17 protein-coding genes are annotated in these 18,832 nt (G+C 48.4%); 3 read left to right on the top strand and 14 right to left on the bottom strand.

Going from position 1 to position 18,832, the window contains the following annotated elements; all coding sequences use genetic code 11:
• Positions 1–54: 54 nt before the first annotated feature.
• The 9 genes from groL to EA408_04470 all read right to left on the bottom strand — a co-directional run bounded on the left by groL (position 55) and on the right by EA408_04470 (position 10,436).
• Positions 55–1,692, bottom strand: coding sequence for a chaperonin GroEL (groL, locus tag EA408_04510; protein TVR73570.1), 1,638 nt, complete (start codon positions 1,690–1,692; stop codon positions 55–57).
• Positions 1,693–1,730: 38 nt separating this feature from the next.
• On the bottom strand, positions 1,731–2,012 hold the full coding sequence (locus EA408_04505) for a co-chaperone GroES (GenBank protein TVR73569.1): 282 nt from the start codon (positions 2,010–2,012) through the stop codon (positions 1,731–1,733).
• A 297-nt stretch (positions 2,013–2,309) separates the two neighbouring features.
• Entirely contained in the window at positions 2,310–2,693 is a 384-nt protein-coding gene (gene secG, locus EA408_04500) for a preprotein translocase subunit SecG (GenBank protein TVR73568.1), read from the bottom strand.
• A 35-nt stretch (positions 2,694–2,728) separates the two neighbouring features.
• Entirely contained in the window at positions 2,729–3,967 is a 1,239-nt protein-coding gene (locus EA408_04495; protein ID TVR73567.1) for a hypothetical protein, read from the bottom strand.
• Positions 3,968–3,985: 18 nt separating this feature from the next.
• Positions 3,986–4,492: a hypothetical protein gene (locus tag EA408_04490; GenBank protein TVR73566.1), complete on the bottom strand. Its 507-nt coding sequence runs from the start codon at positions 4,490–4,492 to the stop codon at positions 3,986–3,988.
• A gap of 3 nt (positions 4,493–4,495) precedes the next feature.
• Entirely contained in the window at positions 4,496–5,746 is a 1,251-nt protein-coding gene (locus tag EA408_04485) for a sigma-54-dependent Fis family transcriptional regulator (protein ID TVR73565.1), read from the bottom strand.
• Between the two features lie 166 nt (positions 5,747–5,912).
• On the bottom strand, positions 5,913–6,602 hold the full coding sequence (locus EA408_04480; protein ID TVR73564.1) for a hypothetical protein: 690 nt from the start codon (positions 6,600–6,602) through the stop codon (positions 5,913–5,915).
• 135 nt (positions 6,603–6,737) lie between these two features.
• Positions 6,738–9,137: a TonB-dependent receptor gene (locus tag EA408_04475; GenBank protein TVR73563.1), complete on the bottom strand. Its 2,400-nt coding sequence runs from the start codon at positions 9,135–9,137 to the stop codon at positions 6,738–6,740.
• A gap of 210 nt (positions 9,138–9,347) precedes the next feature.
• Complete coding sequence (locus tag EA408_04470; GenBank protein TVR73562.1) at positions 9,348–10,436, bottom strand: GSCFA domain protein; 1,089 nt, start codon at positions 10,434–10,436, stop codon at positions 9,348–9,350.
• Positions 10,437–10,443: 7 nt separating this feature from the next.
• Here EA408_04470 and EA408_04465 point away from each other — a divergent pair, with 7 nt between their 5' ends.
• On the top strand, positions 10,444–10,848 hold the full coding sequence (locus tag EA408_04465; GenBank protein ID TVR73619.1) for a YjbQ family protein: 405 nt from the start codon (positions 10,444–10,446) through the stop codon (positions 10,846–10,848).
• A 4-nt stretch (positions 10,849–10,852) separates the two neighbouring features.
• Here the strand turns inward: EA408_04465 and queG are convergent, their stop codons facing one another.
• Complete coding sequence (queG, locus tag EA408_04460) at positions 10,853–11,791, bottom strand: tRNA epoxyqueuosine(34) reductase QueG (GenBank protein ID TVR73561.1); 939 nt, start codon at positions 11,789–11,791, stop codon at positions 10,853–10,855.
• A 143-nt stretch (positions 11,792–11,934) separates the two neighbouring features.
• Between queG and EA408_04455 the strand changes: the two genes are divergently transcribed.
• A complete protein-coding gene (locus tag EA408_04455; GenBank protein TVR73560.1) occupies positions 11,935–13,080 on the top strand; it encodes a hypothetical protein in 1,146 nt (381 codons plus the stop codon).
• Here the strand turns inward: EA408_04455 and EA408_04450 are convergent.
• Positions 13,028–13,858, bottom strand: a complete 831-nt coding sequence (locus EA408_04450) for a mechanosensitive ion channel family protein (GenBank protein ID TVR73559.1) — start codon at positions 13,856–13,858, stop codon at positions 13,028–13,030. The two genes, EA408_04455 and EA408_04450, sit on opposite strands and share 53 nt — an antisense overlap.
• 208 nt (positions 13,859–14,066) lie before the next feature.
• Here EA408_04450 and EA408_04445 point away from each other — a divergent pair, with 208 nt between their 5' ends.
• A complete protein-coding gene (locus EA408_04445; protein TVR73558.1) occupies positions 14,067–16,109 on the top strand; it encodes a S9 family peptidase in 2,043 nt (680 codons plus the stop codon).
• A gap of 57 nt (positions 16,110–16,166) precedes the next feature.
• Here the strand turns inward: EA408_04445 and cadA are convergent, their stop codons facing one another.
• Genes cadA through EA408_04430 form a run of 3 tightly spaced genes read right to left on the bottom strand, consistent with a single transcriptional unit; the run spans position 16,167 to position 18,826 of the window.
• On the bottom strand, positions 16,167–18,029 hold the full coding sequence (gene cadA / locus EA408_04440) for a cadmium-translocating P-type ATPase (GenBank protein TVR73557.1): 1,863 nt from the start codon (positions 18,027–18,029) through the stop codon (positions 16,167–16,169).
• A 40-nt stretch (positions 18,030–18,069) separates the two neighbouring features.
• Complete coding sequence (locus EA408_04435; protein ID TVR73556.1) at positions 18,070–18,393, bottom strand: DUF59 domain-containing protein; 324 nt, start codon at positions 18,391–18,393, stop codon at positions 18,070–18,072.
• The gene (locus EA408_04430; GenBank protein ID TVR73555.1) at positions 18,377–18,826 is read right to left on the bottom strand and encodes a SufE family protein; all 450 of its coding nucleotides are present in this window, start codon (positions 18,824–18,826) and stop codon (positions 18,377–18,379) included. The genes EA408_04435 and EA408_04430 overlap by 17 nt, the downstream gene beginning before the upstream one ends.
• Positions 18,827–18,832 lie beyond the last annotated feature (6 nt).

Below are 18,832 nucleotides of genomic sequence, written 5' to 3'. Positions count from 1 at the left end.
GAAAAGGGCTGCACTGCACGGCAACCCTTTTTCCATAATCTATTTAGGAGTGTATTACATCATACCACCCATGCCACCCATACCCGGGTTCATTGGAGGCATTTCCGGTTTATCCTCTTTCTCTTCAACAATAACACACTCGGTTGTAAGAAACATTCCGGCAACCGATGCTGCATTCTCAAGGGCAATGCGTGCTACTTTGGTAGGATCGATAACTCCGGACTCATAAAGGTTCTCGTATTTGTCTGTGTAGGCATTGTAACCGAAATCTGCCTTGCCTTCCTTTACACGCTGTATCACGATCGAACCTTCCAGACCAGCATTCTCGACTATCATACGCAGAGGTTCCTCAATAGCCCTTCTCACAATCGCAATACCGGTAGTCTGATCGTCATTATCACCTTTGAGCTTTTCAAGCGAGTCAATCGCCCTTATGAATGCTACGCCTCCGCCCGGGATTATTCCCTCTTCAACGGCAGCACGTGTAGCACTGAGAGCATCATCAACCAGGTCCTTCTTTGACTTCATCTCAACTTCAGAAGCTGCTCCGATATAGAGTACGGCTACTCCTCCTGAAAGTTTTGCGAGACGCTCCTGAAGCTTCTCCCGGTCATAGTCTGATGTGGTATTCTCAATCTGGGTTCTGATCTGCTTAACCCTTGCATCGATATTTGACTTTTCTCCCCTGCCGTTAACAACTGTGGTGTTCTCCTTGTCAATAACCATTTTTTCAGCCTCTCCAAGAAGCTCCATGGTCGCTGTCTCCAGCTTGAGCCCTTTCTCCTCTGAAACTACTGTTCCGCCGGTAAGGATAGCTATATCCTCAAGCATCTCCTTCCTCCTGTCGCCAAAACCGGGAGCCTTGACTGCGGCTATCTTAAGTGAACCCCTGAGCTTGTTTACAACCAGTGTGGCCAGTGCTTCGCCGTCAACATCTTCAGCGATGATAACAAGCGGACGTCCTGCCTGTGCAACAGGCTCAAGAACCGGCATAAGGTCCTTCATGGTTGATATTTTCTTGTCACACAACAGGATATAAGGATTTTCAAGAACACTCTCCATCTTGTCTGTGTCGGTAATAAAATAGGGAGAGATGTAGCCGCGGTCAAACTGCATACCTTCAACTACCTCTACAGTTGTTTCAGTACCTTTGGCCTCCTCTACAGTTATCACACCCTCTTTCTTGACCTTGCCCATAGCCTCGGCAATAAGTTTACCTATTGAATGGTCATTATTTGCCGAAATAGAAGCTACCTGTTCTATTTTGCTTATATCATCGCCAATCGTCTTGGTTTGCTTCTGCAGGCTCTCAACAACCTTTTTTACAGCCTTGTCAATACCACGCTTGAGATCCATAGGGTTTGCACCGGCTGTTACGTTCTTGAGCCCAACACTCATAATAGACTGGGCCAGTATGGTTGCTGTTGTAGTACCGTCACCAGCCTGGTCGGCTGTCTTCGAGGCAACCTCTTTAACCATCTGTGCACCCATATTCTTGTATGGATCTGAAAGTTCAATCTCCTTGGCCACAGTTACCCCGTCCTTGGATATCTGGGGAGCGCCGAATTTCTTATCCATGACCACATTTCGGCCTTTGGGGCCAAGGGTTACCTTAACTGCATTGGTAAGCTCATCAACACCCTCTTTGAGGAGGGTCCTGGCTTCAATATTAAATTTAATCTCTTTTGCCATTTTATCAGTTTTTTGTTTGTTTTACTGGTTAAAAAAAATTACTTCTCTATAAGTAAAATGTCATCCTCGCGCATTATCAGGTAATCCTTACCGTCAAAATTGATCTCTGTTCCCGAATACTTTCCGTAAAGAACAACATCATCTACTTTAACGGTCATAGGCTCATCCTTCTTCCCTTCACCTACTGCGCGGACTGTTCCCTTCTGGGGTTTTTCCTGTGCAGATTCAGGTATAATAATTCCGCTTGATGTTTGCACCTCTGCTTCATGGGGCTCAACAAGCACTCTGTCTTTCAATGGTGTCAGCTTAATATCAGCCATTTTTTTCAGTTTTTATTAGTTAAACAAAATTGTTAAAAGTTTGCTTCCCCCTCAGCATATACTGTGCCAAACACCATTTAACACCGTCGGGGCGGCCGGCAAGCGATAAAATGGCATGATCAGGAAGGTCTTCATATCATCCGGATCCCCCGTCTACCCATATAATTCTGATATGAAGACAGTTGAGGGCTGCCACCGTGTTTGTCATGTAAATAAAAGAAGTGTCAGTATAAATGACATACTGACACTTCTCTTAATTCGTTTACCGGTATCTGCCGGCGCCCCAGTTAAATAATCCTATTCAGGATCTTCGTCAAAAGGGGGTAATTCGTCAGCAGGCAGGGCCTCCATATCTGTTGGCAGATCCGGAATGGATGTGGGGAAGGTTGGCAATGCCGACGGGTCAATGGCATTCTCAATCTGTCCCTCAATAAGAGACCTTTCTGCCTCTATCTCTCCCCGTGGTATTGTGGCCGAAGCAATAATACTAAGAAAAACCAGTGATGCAGCAAGTGTCCAGGTGGCTTTCTCAAGAAAATCAGCTGTTTTCCTGACACCCATAACCTGGTTTGAAGCAGAAAAATTGGCTGCCAGTCCTCCTCCCTTTGAGTTCTGTACGAGTACGATCAGAACCAGGAGGACTGCTGCAATAAAAATCAATACTGAAATTAAGGTAAACATAACTTTATGATTATTTAAATTTTAACTGTTATCTGTCACTGAGTTACAAAACGTTTGATTTCATCGATCCGGTCTGCAAAGTAACTATATTTTTCGGGATATTTCAAACATAATTTTTCGTAAGCATATATTGCCTTCTTGTAATGCTTTTGCTGAACATATATCCTGGCTAGCGTCTCAGTAAAAAACTCCTCGTTCTCCCTGATACTTTTTTCAGACATGTCATCAGGCAAAGCATCATATTCAAGTGGTGACCGGGGTTGAATCCTCGGCTTCTCCTTCAAAAACCTTTCAATAAGATCGGTACCTGAAGATTCACCGTCATGCTTCTGAGGAACGTCAGGCTGAGTTCCCTCAGCCGGTTCATCTGCCTGCTCCTTCACATCTTCCTGCAGTATCCCTCTTTCAGAACTTAACAGGTCGAGCCATTCAGAAAAAGAGTGAGACTCACTGCTCAGCTCCCGGGCGTGGGTTTGGTTTTTTTTTTCATCACTCCGGGTACCCCGAACCCCTTCAGGCAAGGTGCCTGCACCATCGCTGCCGGTTTCAGTGCCCGGTTTGTCAATTTCAAGAAGATCCGGTTCGTCGTCTCTGACCTTACCGGTCAATTCCGTTCCACCCGTATCTTCTTCACCGGCGGCCGAATCGGATGAACCTGTTTCCAGCCTGTCAGCATCCTCGATATCTGCCTTTTCATCAATGACAAACACATCCTGTTGTATTTGTGAGCCACCCGGCGTTGCAGTTTCAGTAACTTCCTCCTTCGCGGCCTCCCCTTCAGAGGAAATAACTTCAACAGGTTTGTCTGGATCCACGGTGATTTCATCGGGGGATTCTTCAGCCGGCCGGGCCCTGGCCCTCTTCATTTCCTCAATTTCCTTCATCACCTTGTCTGCCAGGCTATCCGTCTCCTCTCCGCTCAGGGTCCTTTCCTGTTCTGCTATCTCCTGCCCTGCTGCAACACCTTCAGCTGTGGTGCCACCGGTAGCATTTCCGTGACTGTCTTCTTCCGGTTGACCGTTTGAAATACTCACTTTAACACCCGGCTGATTGACAAGGTTGAAAAGCAGGTGCCTGTTACCGATATGGGCAGCAGAAAATTTTAGCTGACTGCTGAACCTGACATCCTGAAGATTGCCTAATGCCTTAACAAGCAACATATGAGCAGTCTGAAAATAGGGATACTCTTCAAGTACGCCCCGAATTTCTTCAAGGCTTCCTTTATCAAGTCCTCCCGGACTGTCCAGATATGAAATGAATTTATCCCTGTTCATATAGCCGGGCTGTTTGGGTTACCAGTTAACAAAGGCCCTGTTGAAAACATCTTCAACAATCTGATCTATTATCTTTTTCACAAGGTCAGTCTCCACCGCTTCAAGCCCGACCCTTGCATCATAGTCTTCATGCCTCGTAAAAGTGGTTTCAAAATCAAGGTCGGGATCAGCAGAATTTGTATATACCACCCTTACACTTATGGTCAGCCTTTCAAGGCTGGCTCTCTCATCAGCCTGAACTGCAAGGGGCTGTGACCGGTATTGTGTAATCTCACCTTCGAAATCAGCATCTCCAATATCATTCACGAGCCTCAACCGGGTCCGGGACTGGAATCTGTCCTTAAGTGCATCTGTCAGATCCTGACTAAGTGAAGGATAGATCACCGGGGCCCGGTTGTCAAAATACTGTACGGAAACCGTCTCAAGCTGAGTGGGTATTGACGCCCCGGTAAAGGAATAATTAACCGTACAGCCTGAAGAGGCCAGTATCATCACTAAGAATAAAGCAACCGCGGCTATTCTCATATATCACTCAATATCATACTGTTTGATCTTCCTGTAAAGTGTTCTTTCGGAGATGCCCAGCTCATTGGCAGCCATTTTTCGTCTTCCCCCGTATTTATCGAGAGCTTTCCTGATAAGTTCCATCTCCTTGTCTTGTAACGATAGTGACTCCTCAATTATTTCCTCGGTATCTTCAATATGCGGCGATTCCTGATGATTACCCTCCTGCAGTCTGGTACCTCCGGTATCATAAAGCCGGCCGGTGCCTGAATATAGCTTGTCCATCAGCCTGTCATCATCTATCTCAATATCATGGGGACTCTTCAATATTATCTCATGAACCAGTTTCTTCAGATCATGCATGTCACTCTTCATATCGAAAAGTATCTTGTAGAGTATCTCCCTTTCGGAGGCAAATGATTTCTCCCCGGCAGAGCTTATAAGTGCCGGAAGGGTTTCCGAAGAGTAATCAGGCAGGTATTTTCTCAGCACATCCCCATCTATCTCCCGGTCCTTCTCAATGATAGATATCTGCTCTGTAATGTTCTTAAGCTGTCTCACATTTCCCGGCCAGCTGTACTGGATCAGCATCTGCCTTGCTTCCTCGTTAAGAAGGATCTCAGGCATGCGGTAACGTTCGGCGAAATCCATGGAGAACTTCCTGAACAATATAAGGACATCCTCTTTCCTGTCCCGCAACGGGGGTATTAACACAGGAACGGTATTAAGGCGGTAATAAAGGTCTTCCCTGAATTTGCCTTCGCCCAGCAGTTTTATGATATCAACATTTGTAGCAGCGACGATCCTGACATTTGTCTTCAGCGGCTTTGATGACCCTACTTTTATGAACTCACCCGATTCAAGCACCCTGAGAAGCCTGACCTGGGTGGAAAGCGGAAGTTCCGATACCTCATCCAGAAATATGGTCCCGTTGTTTGCGACCTCAAAATATCCGCTTCGCTTGTCATGTGCCCCGGTAAAGGCACCCTTCTCATGTCCGAAAAGTTCGGAGTCGATTGTCCCTTCAGGTATTGCACCACAGTTTACAGCTATATACGGCCCATGTTTCCGTGCACTGAACTGGTGGATGATCTGGGGAAATACCTCCTTCCCGGTACCACTCTCGCCCGATATGAGAACAGAAAGATCCGTGGGTGCCACCCTGTATGCAACCTCAATGGCACGATTTAACCCTGTTGAATTTCCTATTATCCCGAACCTTCTTTTAATTGCCTGTAAATCCATTCCCGGTATATCTTTTTTTTCGCCCCGCATGCCAAAATTGCACGATTATTCTGTTCCGGGGCCCGTTTTCCATGAATTTCATGACAAATATACATGAATTTTGCATCATTTGAATATTCCATGAAAGTCAAATCTTGCATGCAAAATCGACGAAGTCAGTTATTTCAGCTTAAAATCCTCATCGGTTAACTACAGATTAATCACCGACAATACTTACCACAACTGAACCGGTAATTTCCAGTGCTGTTGTCAGGGTATGAAGGTCTTCAAACAGCTCACCGGTGACACCCGAATGGTGACTCCGTCCAACCGGCTCCATCACAAATTGCTCACCAGGGCGTGATGGATCGGCCAGAGCCCTGTATACCACCGCGGGCTGAGCTGAACTGAAATACTCCATGTCACCCGGAAATTTGTTGTTTGTCCAGTAACTGTTCCAATCCCACGACTGATTTACTTCAAAGAACACATAAAATGGTTCCTGAAGAACCGAGTCAGTCCTCGTGGCAAGATTAAAGCTCCCTGTCGGTGTGGCGCCGGTATAGGCATCAGGCACAGGGTTTTCGGGATCGGGAAGGTATAACCCGTCATCTGCCTGTATGCCACGGCGATGCCCCCAATAAGGCAGTGCTGCCGGCCTTCTGATCTCACCCGGCATCCACCGGCCCGTCGATGCATCACCATGTCCGAAAACACCTGTGGCAATAGATTCTGCAACATAAAGGGTTTGAATGAAATTACCCGAGGTATCCTCTATCCATATCGCCATCAAAGGGAAATAATGTGCCCGGCCCTTTCTGAACTCAACCTCCAGGGCGATTCCCCGGCCTGATGAGTTTGTCTCGAAAAAAAAAGGCTCTTCCTCAGGCTCAGCCGGGGGGAACATGAAGCAGGACGAAAGAGAGAACATAGAACCCGCTATAAGTGCCACGGTCATTAAGTTCAGCCCTTTAAGCCTGATTTCTTTTACACTTGTCATAACTGAATATTTTGCTGCCATTGCAGTTTGATGAGGTTACGTCTAAAACTCAATTATTATTCCTACTGTCGGCAGAATTGTGCCCTGACCGTCACTCCTTATTACCTGCATCAGGTACCGGCTCTGGTCTGAAGGATCGATCAGCGGCCTGCCGTTGCTGTCTCGTAGGGGACTGATCCTGTCGGGCTCATCAGATTTGAAGTCATATACATTCTGAACATCAAGGTACAGGAGCAATGACCAGCTGCTGAGAAAATACTGTTTGTCTATTCTGATATCAAGCTGATGAAATGCACCAAGTCTGTTGGCATTGAAACGCCGCAGATCAGGGTAAGGCATATTCTGTGCATCCCAGGCTGCCCGCAGACTTGATTTATCAGCATCAAACGGGGTATAGGGTGCCCCTCCGACAAACCTCCACTTGAAGCCTATGTCCCAGTTGCGGGGGAGGCTTCGCTGCGCCGTCAGATTGAAGATATGTCTGTTATCCCAGGCGGTAGGTGTATAGCCTCCTTCCAGGTCCATAAACTCACTCCTGACAAAGGTATATGAGAGTACCACGTTGAATTTGTAAAAATCCCGGCTCCTGGCAAGCAACTCCATTCCGTAAGACCTTCCTTCAGAAGTGGATGTCACCTCTTCATCGCCAAAAACTCCAAAGTCCCCTCCCTTGCTTGCCAGGGGAATTGAATCGACAACACTGAAAGGGTAGTTGCGGTATTGTTTAAAGAATCCTTCAACCGAGATTGAAGATGCATCATCAGGCCTCAGTTCAAAACCCGATACAAGATGGTCGGCCGACATATAGGTGATCCTGTTCTCCCTGTTTACAAGCACCCCATCGTTACTTCTGAATCCCAGTGTTGTGTATGACGGTTGCTGGTAGAACCGGCCGGTATTGAAGTTCCAAGAAAGGTCAGGAGTTATCTGGTAGGATGCTGAAAACCTCGGTGATATCTGATCCAGAAGGTTTGACATTTCAGGAGAAAAACTATTGGCATCCGCCCTTACCCCAAGTGAAAGCACCAGCCTGTCAGACAGCAGGTCCCTGCTTACCTGCCCGAAGATATTCCACTTAAAAAGGTCGAGGTAGGAGTCATAATCAATAAGGACTGGCTGGCCGCCAATGAAAAGAGTATTCATACTTTTATTTGTATACTTCGCATACTCAAAACCCAGCCCGCTTGTTATCTTGGTATTGCTGAACCTCCTGCTGGTATTCTCAAAACGGAACTTATTCTCTATTTCTGCTGATTCATAATCGATTGTCCTGACATCATCGACGTTATTGTCCCTGTACTTGTACGCACTGTTATTAAGATAATTACGACTAAGCACCCATGTATTGTAACTATTATCCATGTAACGTTTGTATACAGCACCTATCGCATAGTTCCACTGCTCGTTTACAGGCAGGTAGTCAAGTATATATCTTTGTTCCTCAGTTTCATTGGCATTCAGATTCAGCCTGAACTGATCGATTGCGCCAATTCCGATCACCGAAAACTCCCTTCTTTCATCTATGCGCGTACGGCTCTTAAACTGAAAATCGTTGTAGGTGGGCAGGAACGGAAGACCAATTACATCGAAAAGGAACTGAAGGTATGACCTTCGTGCCGAAAAAATAAATGTGGTATTGGGAGACAAAGGACCATCCATTGTAAGGGCAAGGTCAGAAGCGCCGACTGCTCCCCTGAACTGCAGCCTTTCAGGATTGCCGTCAACCTGCCGCATATCTAGAACCGAGCTCAGCGCGTTACCCCTGTTGGCAGGGAAAGCGCCGGAATAAAACTCCACCTCCCGCAGGAAGTCCACGTTTATTATACCAACCGGGCCTCCGCTGGCTCCCTGGGTGGCAAAATGGTTCAGGTTGGGTATCTCGACCTCGTCAAGGAAAAACCTGTTTTCACTGGGCCCGCCGCCTCTTACTATAAGGTCATTGCGAAATGCTGGAGTTGATGCAACACCCGGAAATGACTGGAGCACCCTTGATATGTCGCGGTTGCCTCCCGGACTCTTCTCAATTTCCGAAACACCTATCCTTCTCATCGAAACCGGACTCTCCTCACGCATCCTGAATGGAGAGGCACGTACCACAACTTCATCGATATCTATAGTGGTCTCCTCCAAAGGCACTTCAAGATACAATGTCCTGGCATTGGTAACCATCAGCTGTCCCGACACGTAAGTGCGAAAACCCACAGCCGAAACCCTAATCTCTACCATGCCGGGCTTTATTCCGGTAAACAGGAAATTTCCGTCAAAATCGCTGCTTGCACCTGTCGTGGTGTTCCATATTACTACATTGGCAAATGGGATGGGTTCATTATTGCTCGCATTGAAAACCCTCCCTCTTATAACGCCATTACCCTCTTCATCAGCAAATAGATGGACTGACAACAGGAATCCGGAAAATATGAGTATAGCAAATCTTGCAGTCATTTGTTCAGTTTTTCATCCAATTGAACAAACAACCATTCCCGGTTTTTGTTCAGTCTTATGAAGGGACTATATGCAGGCAACTTCAGGAAGTATAAAAACTTTAAATATAATATTAGTTTCCTTGTTTTGCAAGGTTCATTGACGATCCCTTGCTCTGGATTAACTGTTAATTCCAGCTCATATTAATTTTCATACCTGCACGCGGATTTCTTATCCAAATATGCCGACTCTCTGCATGACCTCCTCCCGCTCAGCAGACAGGTCGGCCGACGGAACCGCCTTTTCAAAACGGTCGATCCTGTCAAGTAACGAACGTAAAAAACGGCGGTGACTTTCGGTTGATGGGTTAAAAGGGCGGTGGCCGATCCCCTGGAGAATTGCCGTTATCTCCTTTACAAGAGGAAGTGCTTCGGGATCAACGAAGCATTCCATGAACCGTTTCCTTATGTAACCTGCACCAGCCCTGTTTATGTGGATCATATCCTCCTCATAGAAGCGGTAATCCCTCAGCTCGTCCATCACTATCTCATAGGCAGGGAAATAGGAGACATTGTCAAATCTTTCAGCAAGGCCGGCAATCGATACCATAAGGACCGACTTACTTACAAGATTTCCTGTCGGCCCATCTTTCCAGTGCCGTACAGGACTAAGCGTCAGCACTATGTTGATCCCGGGATTGATCTCTGACAACTTGCTGATGAGCGCTGTGTATGAAGCCGTAATTTCACCGGCACTCAGCAACTCATGATCAAACATGCTGTGGGGAAGCTTGTGGCAGTTCGAAACTATTTGCCCTGTCTCCTTAAGCCGGTATGCCCGGCCAGTTCCGAATGTCAGGAACAGGAAACGGGCTTTTCTCAGGAGCATAGAGGCTCTCTCAACACTTCCGTTGATATTTTGCAGACAGGTATCACGGTCTGTATGTGAAAAGCTGGTGTGGTGACTGAAACTGTACCAGAGTTCATTCCCGAAACGGAGATCGCCGGCGGTGAATTCCTTCTCTTCAGCAAGGATCATCAGTGACTGCCTGATCGATTCAGGATTGTAAAGAACACCAAAGGGGTTGACCCCTGCAGGAAACCGCAGTTCCTGAATATATGAACCTATATTCTCGGTAAAGCAGGAACCGATCCACAATGAAGGTGTATTGTAATCCATCAGGCTGCTGCTTTCACCTACATCAACCACCAGCCTGAAAGGATCTTCACTACCCGGTTTGTTCTCCATCCCGATTCTTTTTAATTTTGCTATGATTGAGATCAAGGGTAAAATTAAGTATTTACACAATAAAATCAACATATACAGTATGCAGGCAATTATCGAGATAACAACAACAAGTCATAACGGATTGTATGATATCACCAGTAAGGTAAAGGATATTCTGAAGCAGAATCCCGTAAGGTCTGGCATTGTTTCAGTATATGTTCAGGGTGCAACCGCAGGCATTATGATTCAGGAGAACTGGGACGACTCGGTGCAGAATGATGTTATCAGTCTACTCAACAAGTTGATCCCCCAAGGTGTATGGCAACATGATGCGCAGGACGGCAATGGCGACTCCCATCTAAAAGCCGGAATAGTGGGCCCTTCAGAGACCATACCCGTTATAGACGGTAAAATCGGCCTGTCAACCTGGCAGAATATCTTCCTGTGCGAGTTTGACGGGCCCCGTTCAAGCAGGAAAATTGCCGTAACGGTAATAGGAGATTAACCCCTTATTGGCGGGTTACACCCCTAAGAGCATCAAGGTTCCGCCTCAGCTGACGGTATCCGGCTCTTTTTACTGCAGATTTACTGAACAAACGCCTGTAGAAGGGCCCGGCCATTTCATACCATTCATCGGTTGTAAGCTCGAGCAATCCGGACTCCGGCTCAAAAAGCGGTTCATGGTGAGGATTAGCCTTCCTGTTCCAGGGGCAGACATCCTGGCAAAGATCACACCCGAATACGCGGTTATGCAGCTTGCTTCCGGTACCGGCCGGAAATTCGTCCCGGTATTCAATTGTAAGATAGGAGATGCATCTTCGGGCATCAACCAGTCCCGGTTCAACTATCGCTCCGGTGGGACACGCATCAATGCAAATCCTGCAGGAACCACAGTGATCCTTAGCGGGAGCATCAGCCGGAAGCTCTATGTCAACTATCAGCTCGCCGATAAAAAAGAATGAACCCGCGCCCCCGGTGATCAGGCAGGAGTTTTTCCCTATCCAGCCAATTCCCGATCGTGCAGCCCAGGCGCGGTCAAGTACGGGTGCAGAGTCGACAAAAGCCCTCCCGTTGACCTCACCTATCGTTTCGTTCATAAAACCCAAAAGCTCCTTCAGCTTATCCTTCATTACATAATGATAATCGGCGCCGTAGGCATATTTTGACAAAACGGGCGCCCCGGGGTCTTCCTGTTTTCGTGACGGATAGTAATTAAGCAGCAACGATATTACGGTTTTAGCATCGTCTACAAGCTTTCGCGGATCAACACGTTTCTCAAAATAATTCTCCATGAACTTCATGCTGCCGTGCATCCCGGCACTGAGCCACTTTTCAAGCCTCCGGGCCTCTTTTTCAAGACGGCGGGCCGGTGAGACTCCGCATGCGCCAAAACCCAGCTCAGCGGCCTTGTTTTTTATGCTGACAATATATTCTGAGTTGTCGTGCACGATCGATGATTATGTTTGACAGGTGCAAAAATAATAAAGTTTAGCCTGGCAAATATGACGACACTTTTTTAATATAGAGAGTTAAATGTATTAAATTTGTAAAAAGGCAATTTATTGTACCCAGTCTTAGAGTGCAAAACAGCATGAAGTTGATCATTCGCATCATATCAGCCGCTTTTGCCGTCATTTTCCTTGCCGGGGCGCCCCTACTCGGAGCCTACCTTGCAGGACAGGAAATCACACAGTTCCTTGATTTCCCTCCTGTTACCACCGCAGTAACAACAGAGCATGCACCATTCTCGTGGAGCGCATTTTACCTTTTTCTGGCACTGACAGCGCTTATCATTGCCCCATTCATTATAAAGATATTCACAACCCGGCATACGTTAAAAAGTGCCGGAAGCCGGGAGCTAAAGTTTCCGGCCTGGGGTTGGGCCGGACTGCTCTTAATGCTTGCAGGATGGTTGCTGGCATGGACACGTTTTCCGTGGTTCAGTCAACTTCAGACCCACACTTTCACAATTCCCTGGATTGGCTATATCATGCTTATTAACGGGATTATCTACAAGCGGACAGGCCGCTCACTTATAACCCACGAACCGTTATACCTTGCCGGCCTGTTTCTTTTCAGCGCCGTGTTCTGGTGGTATTTTGAGTTCCTGAACCAGTTCGTGCAAAACTGGTATTATGTTAATGTCGAAGCACTTGGCCAGATGGAGTTCTTCCTGTATGCAACCGTTCCGTTTGCAACAGTGCTACCCGCAGTGATAAGCACCTTCCGTCTGCTGAAGACTTTTCGTGGACTTAGCAGGGGACTCGACCACTTTATCGGCATCCCTGTAGCCCGCCCTAAAACGGCAGCCGTAACATGGTCGGTTATCGCTGCAGCAACACTTTCACTCACACCATTATTGTACGATTATATGTTTCCTGCACTCTGGCTTGCACCCCTTGTGATAATTGCTGCAGCACTTATTTTTACCGGACTGCCCACGTTTCTGAAAGATATTACAAGAGGCAACTGGAGCACTGTCTTCCTGCTGGCGCTCTCTGCGCTTATATGCGGCTTTTTCTGGGAAATGTGGAACTACTACAGCTACACCCGGTGGGAATATTCTGTCCCGCTGGTCCATAAATTCATGATATTTGAAATGCCGGTCCTCGGGTATGCAGGATACCTTCCTTTCGGGATTCAGTGCGGACTGATGGGATGCCTTGTCAGGTCAATAACAGGGACTACTCCTTCTCCCGGTGCAGATGCACGTCCATTTGCGGGAACGGAATGTTGAGACCCTTTTCGGGGAAGATCTTATAGACCTTCTCGTTCATCTCAAAGAATACCGGCCAGAAATCGGGAGTTTTTACCCACGCCCTTACAACAAAGTCGACTGAGCTGTTGCCCAGCTCTCTCAATGCAATAAAAGGCGCAGGATCCTTAAGTATCCTCTCATCCTCCTCCAGGAGTCCGGCAAAAACCTTTTTTGCAACATCGGCATCATCGCCATAGGCAATCCCGAAATTCCAGTCAACCCTTCTGGTTGGCTCAGTTGAAAAATTAGTCATAGAACCAGTGGCCAGTCCACCATTTGGAATGACAACCGTTTTGTTGTCGGGTGTTTTAAGGATAGTGTTGAATATCTGTATCTCCCTGACCGTGCCCATATGACCCTGCGCATCGATAAAGTCGCCGACCTTGAATGGCTTGAAGAGCAGAATCAGCACACCCCCGGCGAAGTTCTGCAATGTGCCCGACAATGCGAGACCTACAGCCAGTCCGGCAGCCCCCAAAATGGCGATAAACGAGGTCATCTCAACGCCCAGCATACTAAGAACACTGATAAGCAGCAGTATTTTGAGCAACACCGATATCAAATTCCTGATGAAAGATTTCAGCGATGGATCAAACTCCCTCTTATCCATAGCATTGTATATGCGCCGGCTAAGGAACCCAATAATTTTCCACCCTGCAAAAAGAACGATGATGGCGCCAACAAGCCGGGGGCCATAGCTTATTACGAGGTTGTAAATACCTTCAGCTCCGACATTTGCAAAGTCAATACTTTCCATGGTTTTTTACCGTAAAGTTACGCTAATCATTTTTTTAACCAACAATTATTACCGGCATGAGGTACATTTCAGATTACCGCCTGCAAGAGAAAATATTTACAGATTTTTCATATTTTTAGGGTTTGCTGAATTTTGATCAGTTTGAACTACCGGCACAGGGCAAAACCCTGCCATCAAATAGCTGTTTAATAATAAAAACAATCATATCATGGACAGAAACCGTTTTTTTATCCCGCTCCTGGTTTTTATTTTTACATTTTTAGCTGCCTCTGCAGTAAAAGCAGATGAATCACGAACCCTTTCGGCCGAAGTGCTGTGGGAGATGAAGCGTACCGGCTCGCCGGCAATATCGCCCGATGGCCGCTGGGTGGTTGCTCCGGTTACCCGTTACACCGTTGAGGATGACAAAAGCCATACCGATCTGTGGTTGTTTGCCTCCGACGGATCGGTTGAGAGGCAACTGACAGTATCCGGTTTTGCAGCCGGGCAACCGGTATTCAGTCCGGATGGCTCAAAACTTGCCTTTGTGAGCAGGCGTGACAGTGATGATGCTTCACAGATATACATACTCCCGCTCAGGGAGCCGGGTGAGGCCATGAGGCTCACAGAGGTGCCAACAGGAGTGAGTGCTCCCAAATGGGCAGGAGACTATATCTATTTCATCACCCGTGTTTGGCCTGAAGCGGACTGGGATGAGATGGCAGCCCGGATCAGAGAGAACCGCGACTCACATATGTCAGCCCGTACATGGAACGCACTGCCCTATGCACACTGGGACCACTGGATAGACGAGGAACGCCAGGCCCATCTCTACAGGATACCCTCCGCCGGGGGAGATGTTGAACCAATTACCCTCCCCACAGGATGGGAGCTGCCCCGCTCAAGCCAGGGAGCTTCAAGCTATGATGTGGCGCCCGATAATTCATGGTTGGCCTTCACGGCCGACAGCAAAAGAGACGGAGTTGATCCCGAGATAGATGTTTTCATTGTAAGGCCCGGCAGCAGTGAGGCGATCAATATCACAGAGGCGAATGAAGCAAGCGACGGTTCGCCCCTTTTCAGTCCCTGCAGCCGCTACCTTGCCTTCAACCAGCAGAGGATAAAAGGCTTTTATGCAGATACCAGGAGGCTGCTGATCCATAACCTGCAAACAGGCAGGCAGAGGGAGGTGACCGGAGGATGGGACAGGTCGGCTGACGGACTTGTATGGATGCCCGACGGTAACGGTCTTTACGGCGCCATTGACGATGCGGGCACCAGGAGGATATATCATATAGATGCAGACACCGGCACCCCCCGGGCAGTAACGGGCGAAACCGATTACAGCGGACTGGACATTTCCGGAAACGGAACGCTTGTCGCCCTTAACCAGAGCTTCATGTACCCGCCGCGACTGGTGGTTGTCGATACCGGCAACGGGCAAACGCGGAGAATTGACACCATTAACGATGATATTCTGGCGAATGTTGACATGGGCACATACGAATCGGTTACCTACACCGGTGCTGATGGCAACGACATTCAGATGTGGGTCCACTACCCGCCGGGATTTGACAGAAACAAAAAGTACCCGCTCTTTCTCCTCATACATGGCGGACCGCACAGCGGGATAACCGACGGATTTCACTTCCGCTGGAACGCGCAAACTTTCGCTTCATGGGGATATGTAACGGCATGGCACAATTTTCACGGCTCTTCCGGATTCGGGCAGGAGTTTACAGATGCGATCAATCCGGACTGGATCACCAGGCCATACGAGGATACCCGGAAGGCGGCAGAATGGTTTGCCGGCCAGCCCTGGATAGATGAAACACGCATGGTTGCAGGCGGAGGCAGCTACGGGGGTTACCTGTCAAGCATTCTGCTTGGGAAAGAGCATCCGTTCAATGCCCTGGTTATCCACGCCCCTGTATACAATTTCTACAGCCAGATGGCCAGCGACTTTGCCGTCCATTCAACCAGATTTGGCAACTACTGGGAGGATCCCTCGCTGTACAGTGAGCTTTCTCCCCACTATTATGCAGAGAACTTTAACACGCCTGCGCTTATAATTCACGGACAGCTGGATTACAGGGTTCCTGTCGGGCAGGCCTTCGAGCTGTTCAGGACCCTTCAGTCCAAAGGCGTTGATTCGAGGCTTATCTACTACCCCGATGAGAACCACTGGATACTGAAGCCGAACAATTCCATCTACTGGTACTCGCAGGTAAGAAAGTGGATTGAAGAATACGCTGCCCCTGGGGGAAGATAGTTGTTTCAGGTTTTCCAGGTACCCGGCAATCTGATATTGGAGCCTGGTGCAGGAGCTTCAGACCATTTTGCGCTGTATCCTGATGGCGTTGAAGATGGCGGCAAGAGCAACGCCCATGTCGGCAAACACCGCTTCCCACATGCCGGCAAGTCCCATAGCGCCAAGTCCGAGAAACACCGCCTTGACCACAAATACCATCCAGATGTTCTGCCACACTATCCGGCTGGTGGCCCGGGATATCTGCACGGCCCGTGCGATCTTTGAAGGCTGGTCGGTCTGGATAACCACATCGGCAGTTTCTATTGCCAGGTCGCTGCCCATGGCCCCCATGGCAATGCCGACATCTGCCAGGGCAATTGAGGGTGCATCATTTATACCATCTCCGGCAAAGGCCACAACACCGGCTTTACGGTCCAGGTACTCCCTTACAATCGCCGTCTTCTCCTCAGGCAGGAGGTCGCCGTGTGCATGATCAATACCCAGCTTCCCTGCTATTTCCCTTGTGATGTTGTCGCGGTCGCCCGAAAGAACCACGATCTCCTTAACACCCAGCTTATGAAGATTGGTGACTGCCGCTCCGCTGTCTTCGCGTACCTCGTCGGCAATAACAAAGTACCCCAGGTATTTACCGTCCACTGCAACGTGCACACAGGTAAAGGGGATTGATGCCGCTTCAGGCGGGATCTTCACCGAATGCATATCCATCAGCTTCCCGTTGCCGGCAATAACCTCCCTGCCTTCAATCTTTCCGGTCATGCCATGTGCCGGGATCTCCTTTACATCTTCAACCTCTGTGCCTGAAAAGCCGTTTCCTGAATATTCAACTATGGCACGGGCAACAGGATGGTTTGACCGGCTTTCCAGGGCGGCGGTGAGCCTGACAAGCTCATCTCTGTCTGCATCATAAACTTCCACCCGGGTTACCCTGAAATTTCCCTTTGTAAGCGTTCCTGTCTTGTCAATTATAAGTGTATGGAGGTCCTTCATCCGGTCAAGAAAATCGGCGCCCTTGAAAAGAATTCCGTTCTTTGAAGCAGCGCCTATGCCCCCGAAATATCCCAGCGGGATAGAGATATACAGGGCACAGGGGCAGGCAATAACAAGGAAGACAAACGCCCGGTAAACCCAGTTGGCAAAAACGTACTCTTCCACGATAAGTAAAGGAAAAAAAGTGATAAGCAGGGCCATGGCCATTACCAGCGGGGTGTAATACCTTGCAAAGCGGCGCATGAACCTTTCGGTGGGAGCCTTCCTGTGTCCGGCCTCCTCAACAAGCGCCAGTATACGCGAAAGGGAGCTGTCGGCAAAAACGCGAGTGGTGATTACCTCGATCACCCCGTCAAGGTTTACCGACCCGGCCAGAACCTTATCGCCCCGGCGGATCCTGTCGGGCCTGCTCTCTCCCGTTAATGCGGCAGTGTTTAAGGTGGCGCCTTCAGTTGTCAGCTCTCCGTCGAGGGGGACCTTCTCCCCGGGCCTGACCATGATGATCTCGCCTTTCGCGACATCATCGGGCTTAACCGTGAGCCAGTCACCATCGCGCCTTACCGTGGCACGGTCCGGCCTCAGATCAAGCAATGCCTTTATGTTTCCTCTTGCCCGGTTAACAGCGTTAGCCTGGAAAAGCTCGCCGACCTCATAGAAGAGCATCACGGCAACGGCCTCTGCATACTCGCCAATTGCAAAGGCCCCGATCGTGGCAACAGACATCAGGAAAAACTCGTTGGCAAAATCGAGTCTGAGCAACTCCCTTACTGCCCTCACCACAACAGGCGCGCCAACAGGCAGGTATGCCAGGGCATACCAAAAAATCTGCACCTGTTCACTGAAGAATTCGGCATCAAGAACACTGAATGCTATTCCTGCCGAAACAAGCAATGCGCTGAATAAAGCGGGAAAATACTGTTTGAATGAACCCATCAGAAGCTGCCTGAATTGCCGAAATAATAAAACCAGGATGTCAGAGCAGTCCCAGTTCGAGCATGGCCTCTTCGCTCATCATGCTCTTGTCCCAGGGGGGATCGAAGGTAAGGTTGATGACCAGGTCGTTTACCCCCTCAATGGCCCTCACCTTTTCATTGATCTCGGCCATCAGCTCATCAACCATGGGGCAGTTGGGAGCGGTGAGCGTCATCACTATCTCCACCTTCTGCTCATCATCCACAATTATCTCATAGATCAGTCCCAGATCATAGATGCTTACCGGTATCTCGGGATCATAAATGTTCTTGAGCACCCGGCCGACCTCCGTCTCAAGTTCAAGGTAGTTATCCTGTTTTTCCATCGTCATTCGGTTTTTCACTTTTCACCTTGTATGCCAGGGCATACAACTTCATCTGTTTTATCATGGAAACCAGTCCGTTCGACCTGGTTGGAGAAAGATTTTCCTTAAGTCCTATCCTGTCAATGAACCAAAGATCATTGTCTATGATCTCATCGGGCTTCCTGTCCGACAGCACCCGTATGAGCAGAGCAATTATACCCTTGGTTATTACAGCGTCGCTGTCGGCAGTATAGACAACCTTCCCATCGTCCATGCCCGCATGAAGCCAGACACGCGACTGGCACCCTTCAATAAGGTACTCCGGTTTTTTGTGTTTTTCATCTATAACCGGAAGTGATTTGCTGAGTTCGATCAGGTAGTTGTACTTGTCCATCCAGTCGTCGAATAACCCGAACTCATCAACTATCTCTTCCTGAACTTTTTCTATATCCATGCCAAA

It is taken from the genome of Marinilabiliales bacterium, assembly GCA_007695015.1.
Classification (GTDB): Bacteria; Bacteroidota; Bacteroidia; order Bacteroidales; family PUMT01; genus PXAP01.
This window is presented reverse-complemented; position numbering and strand designations above follow the sequence as displayed.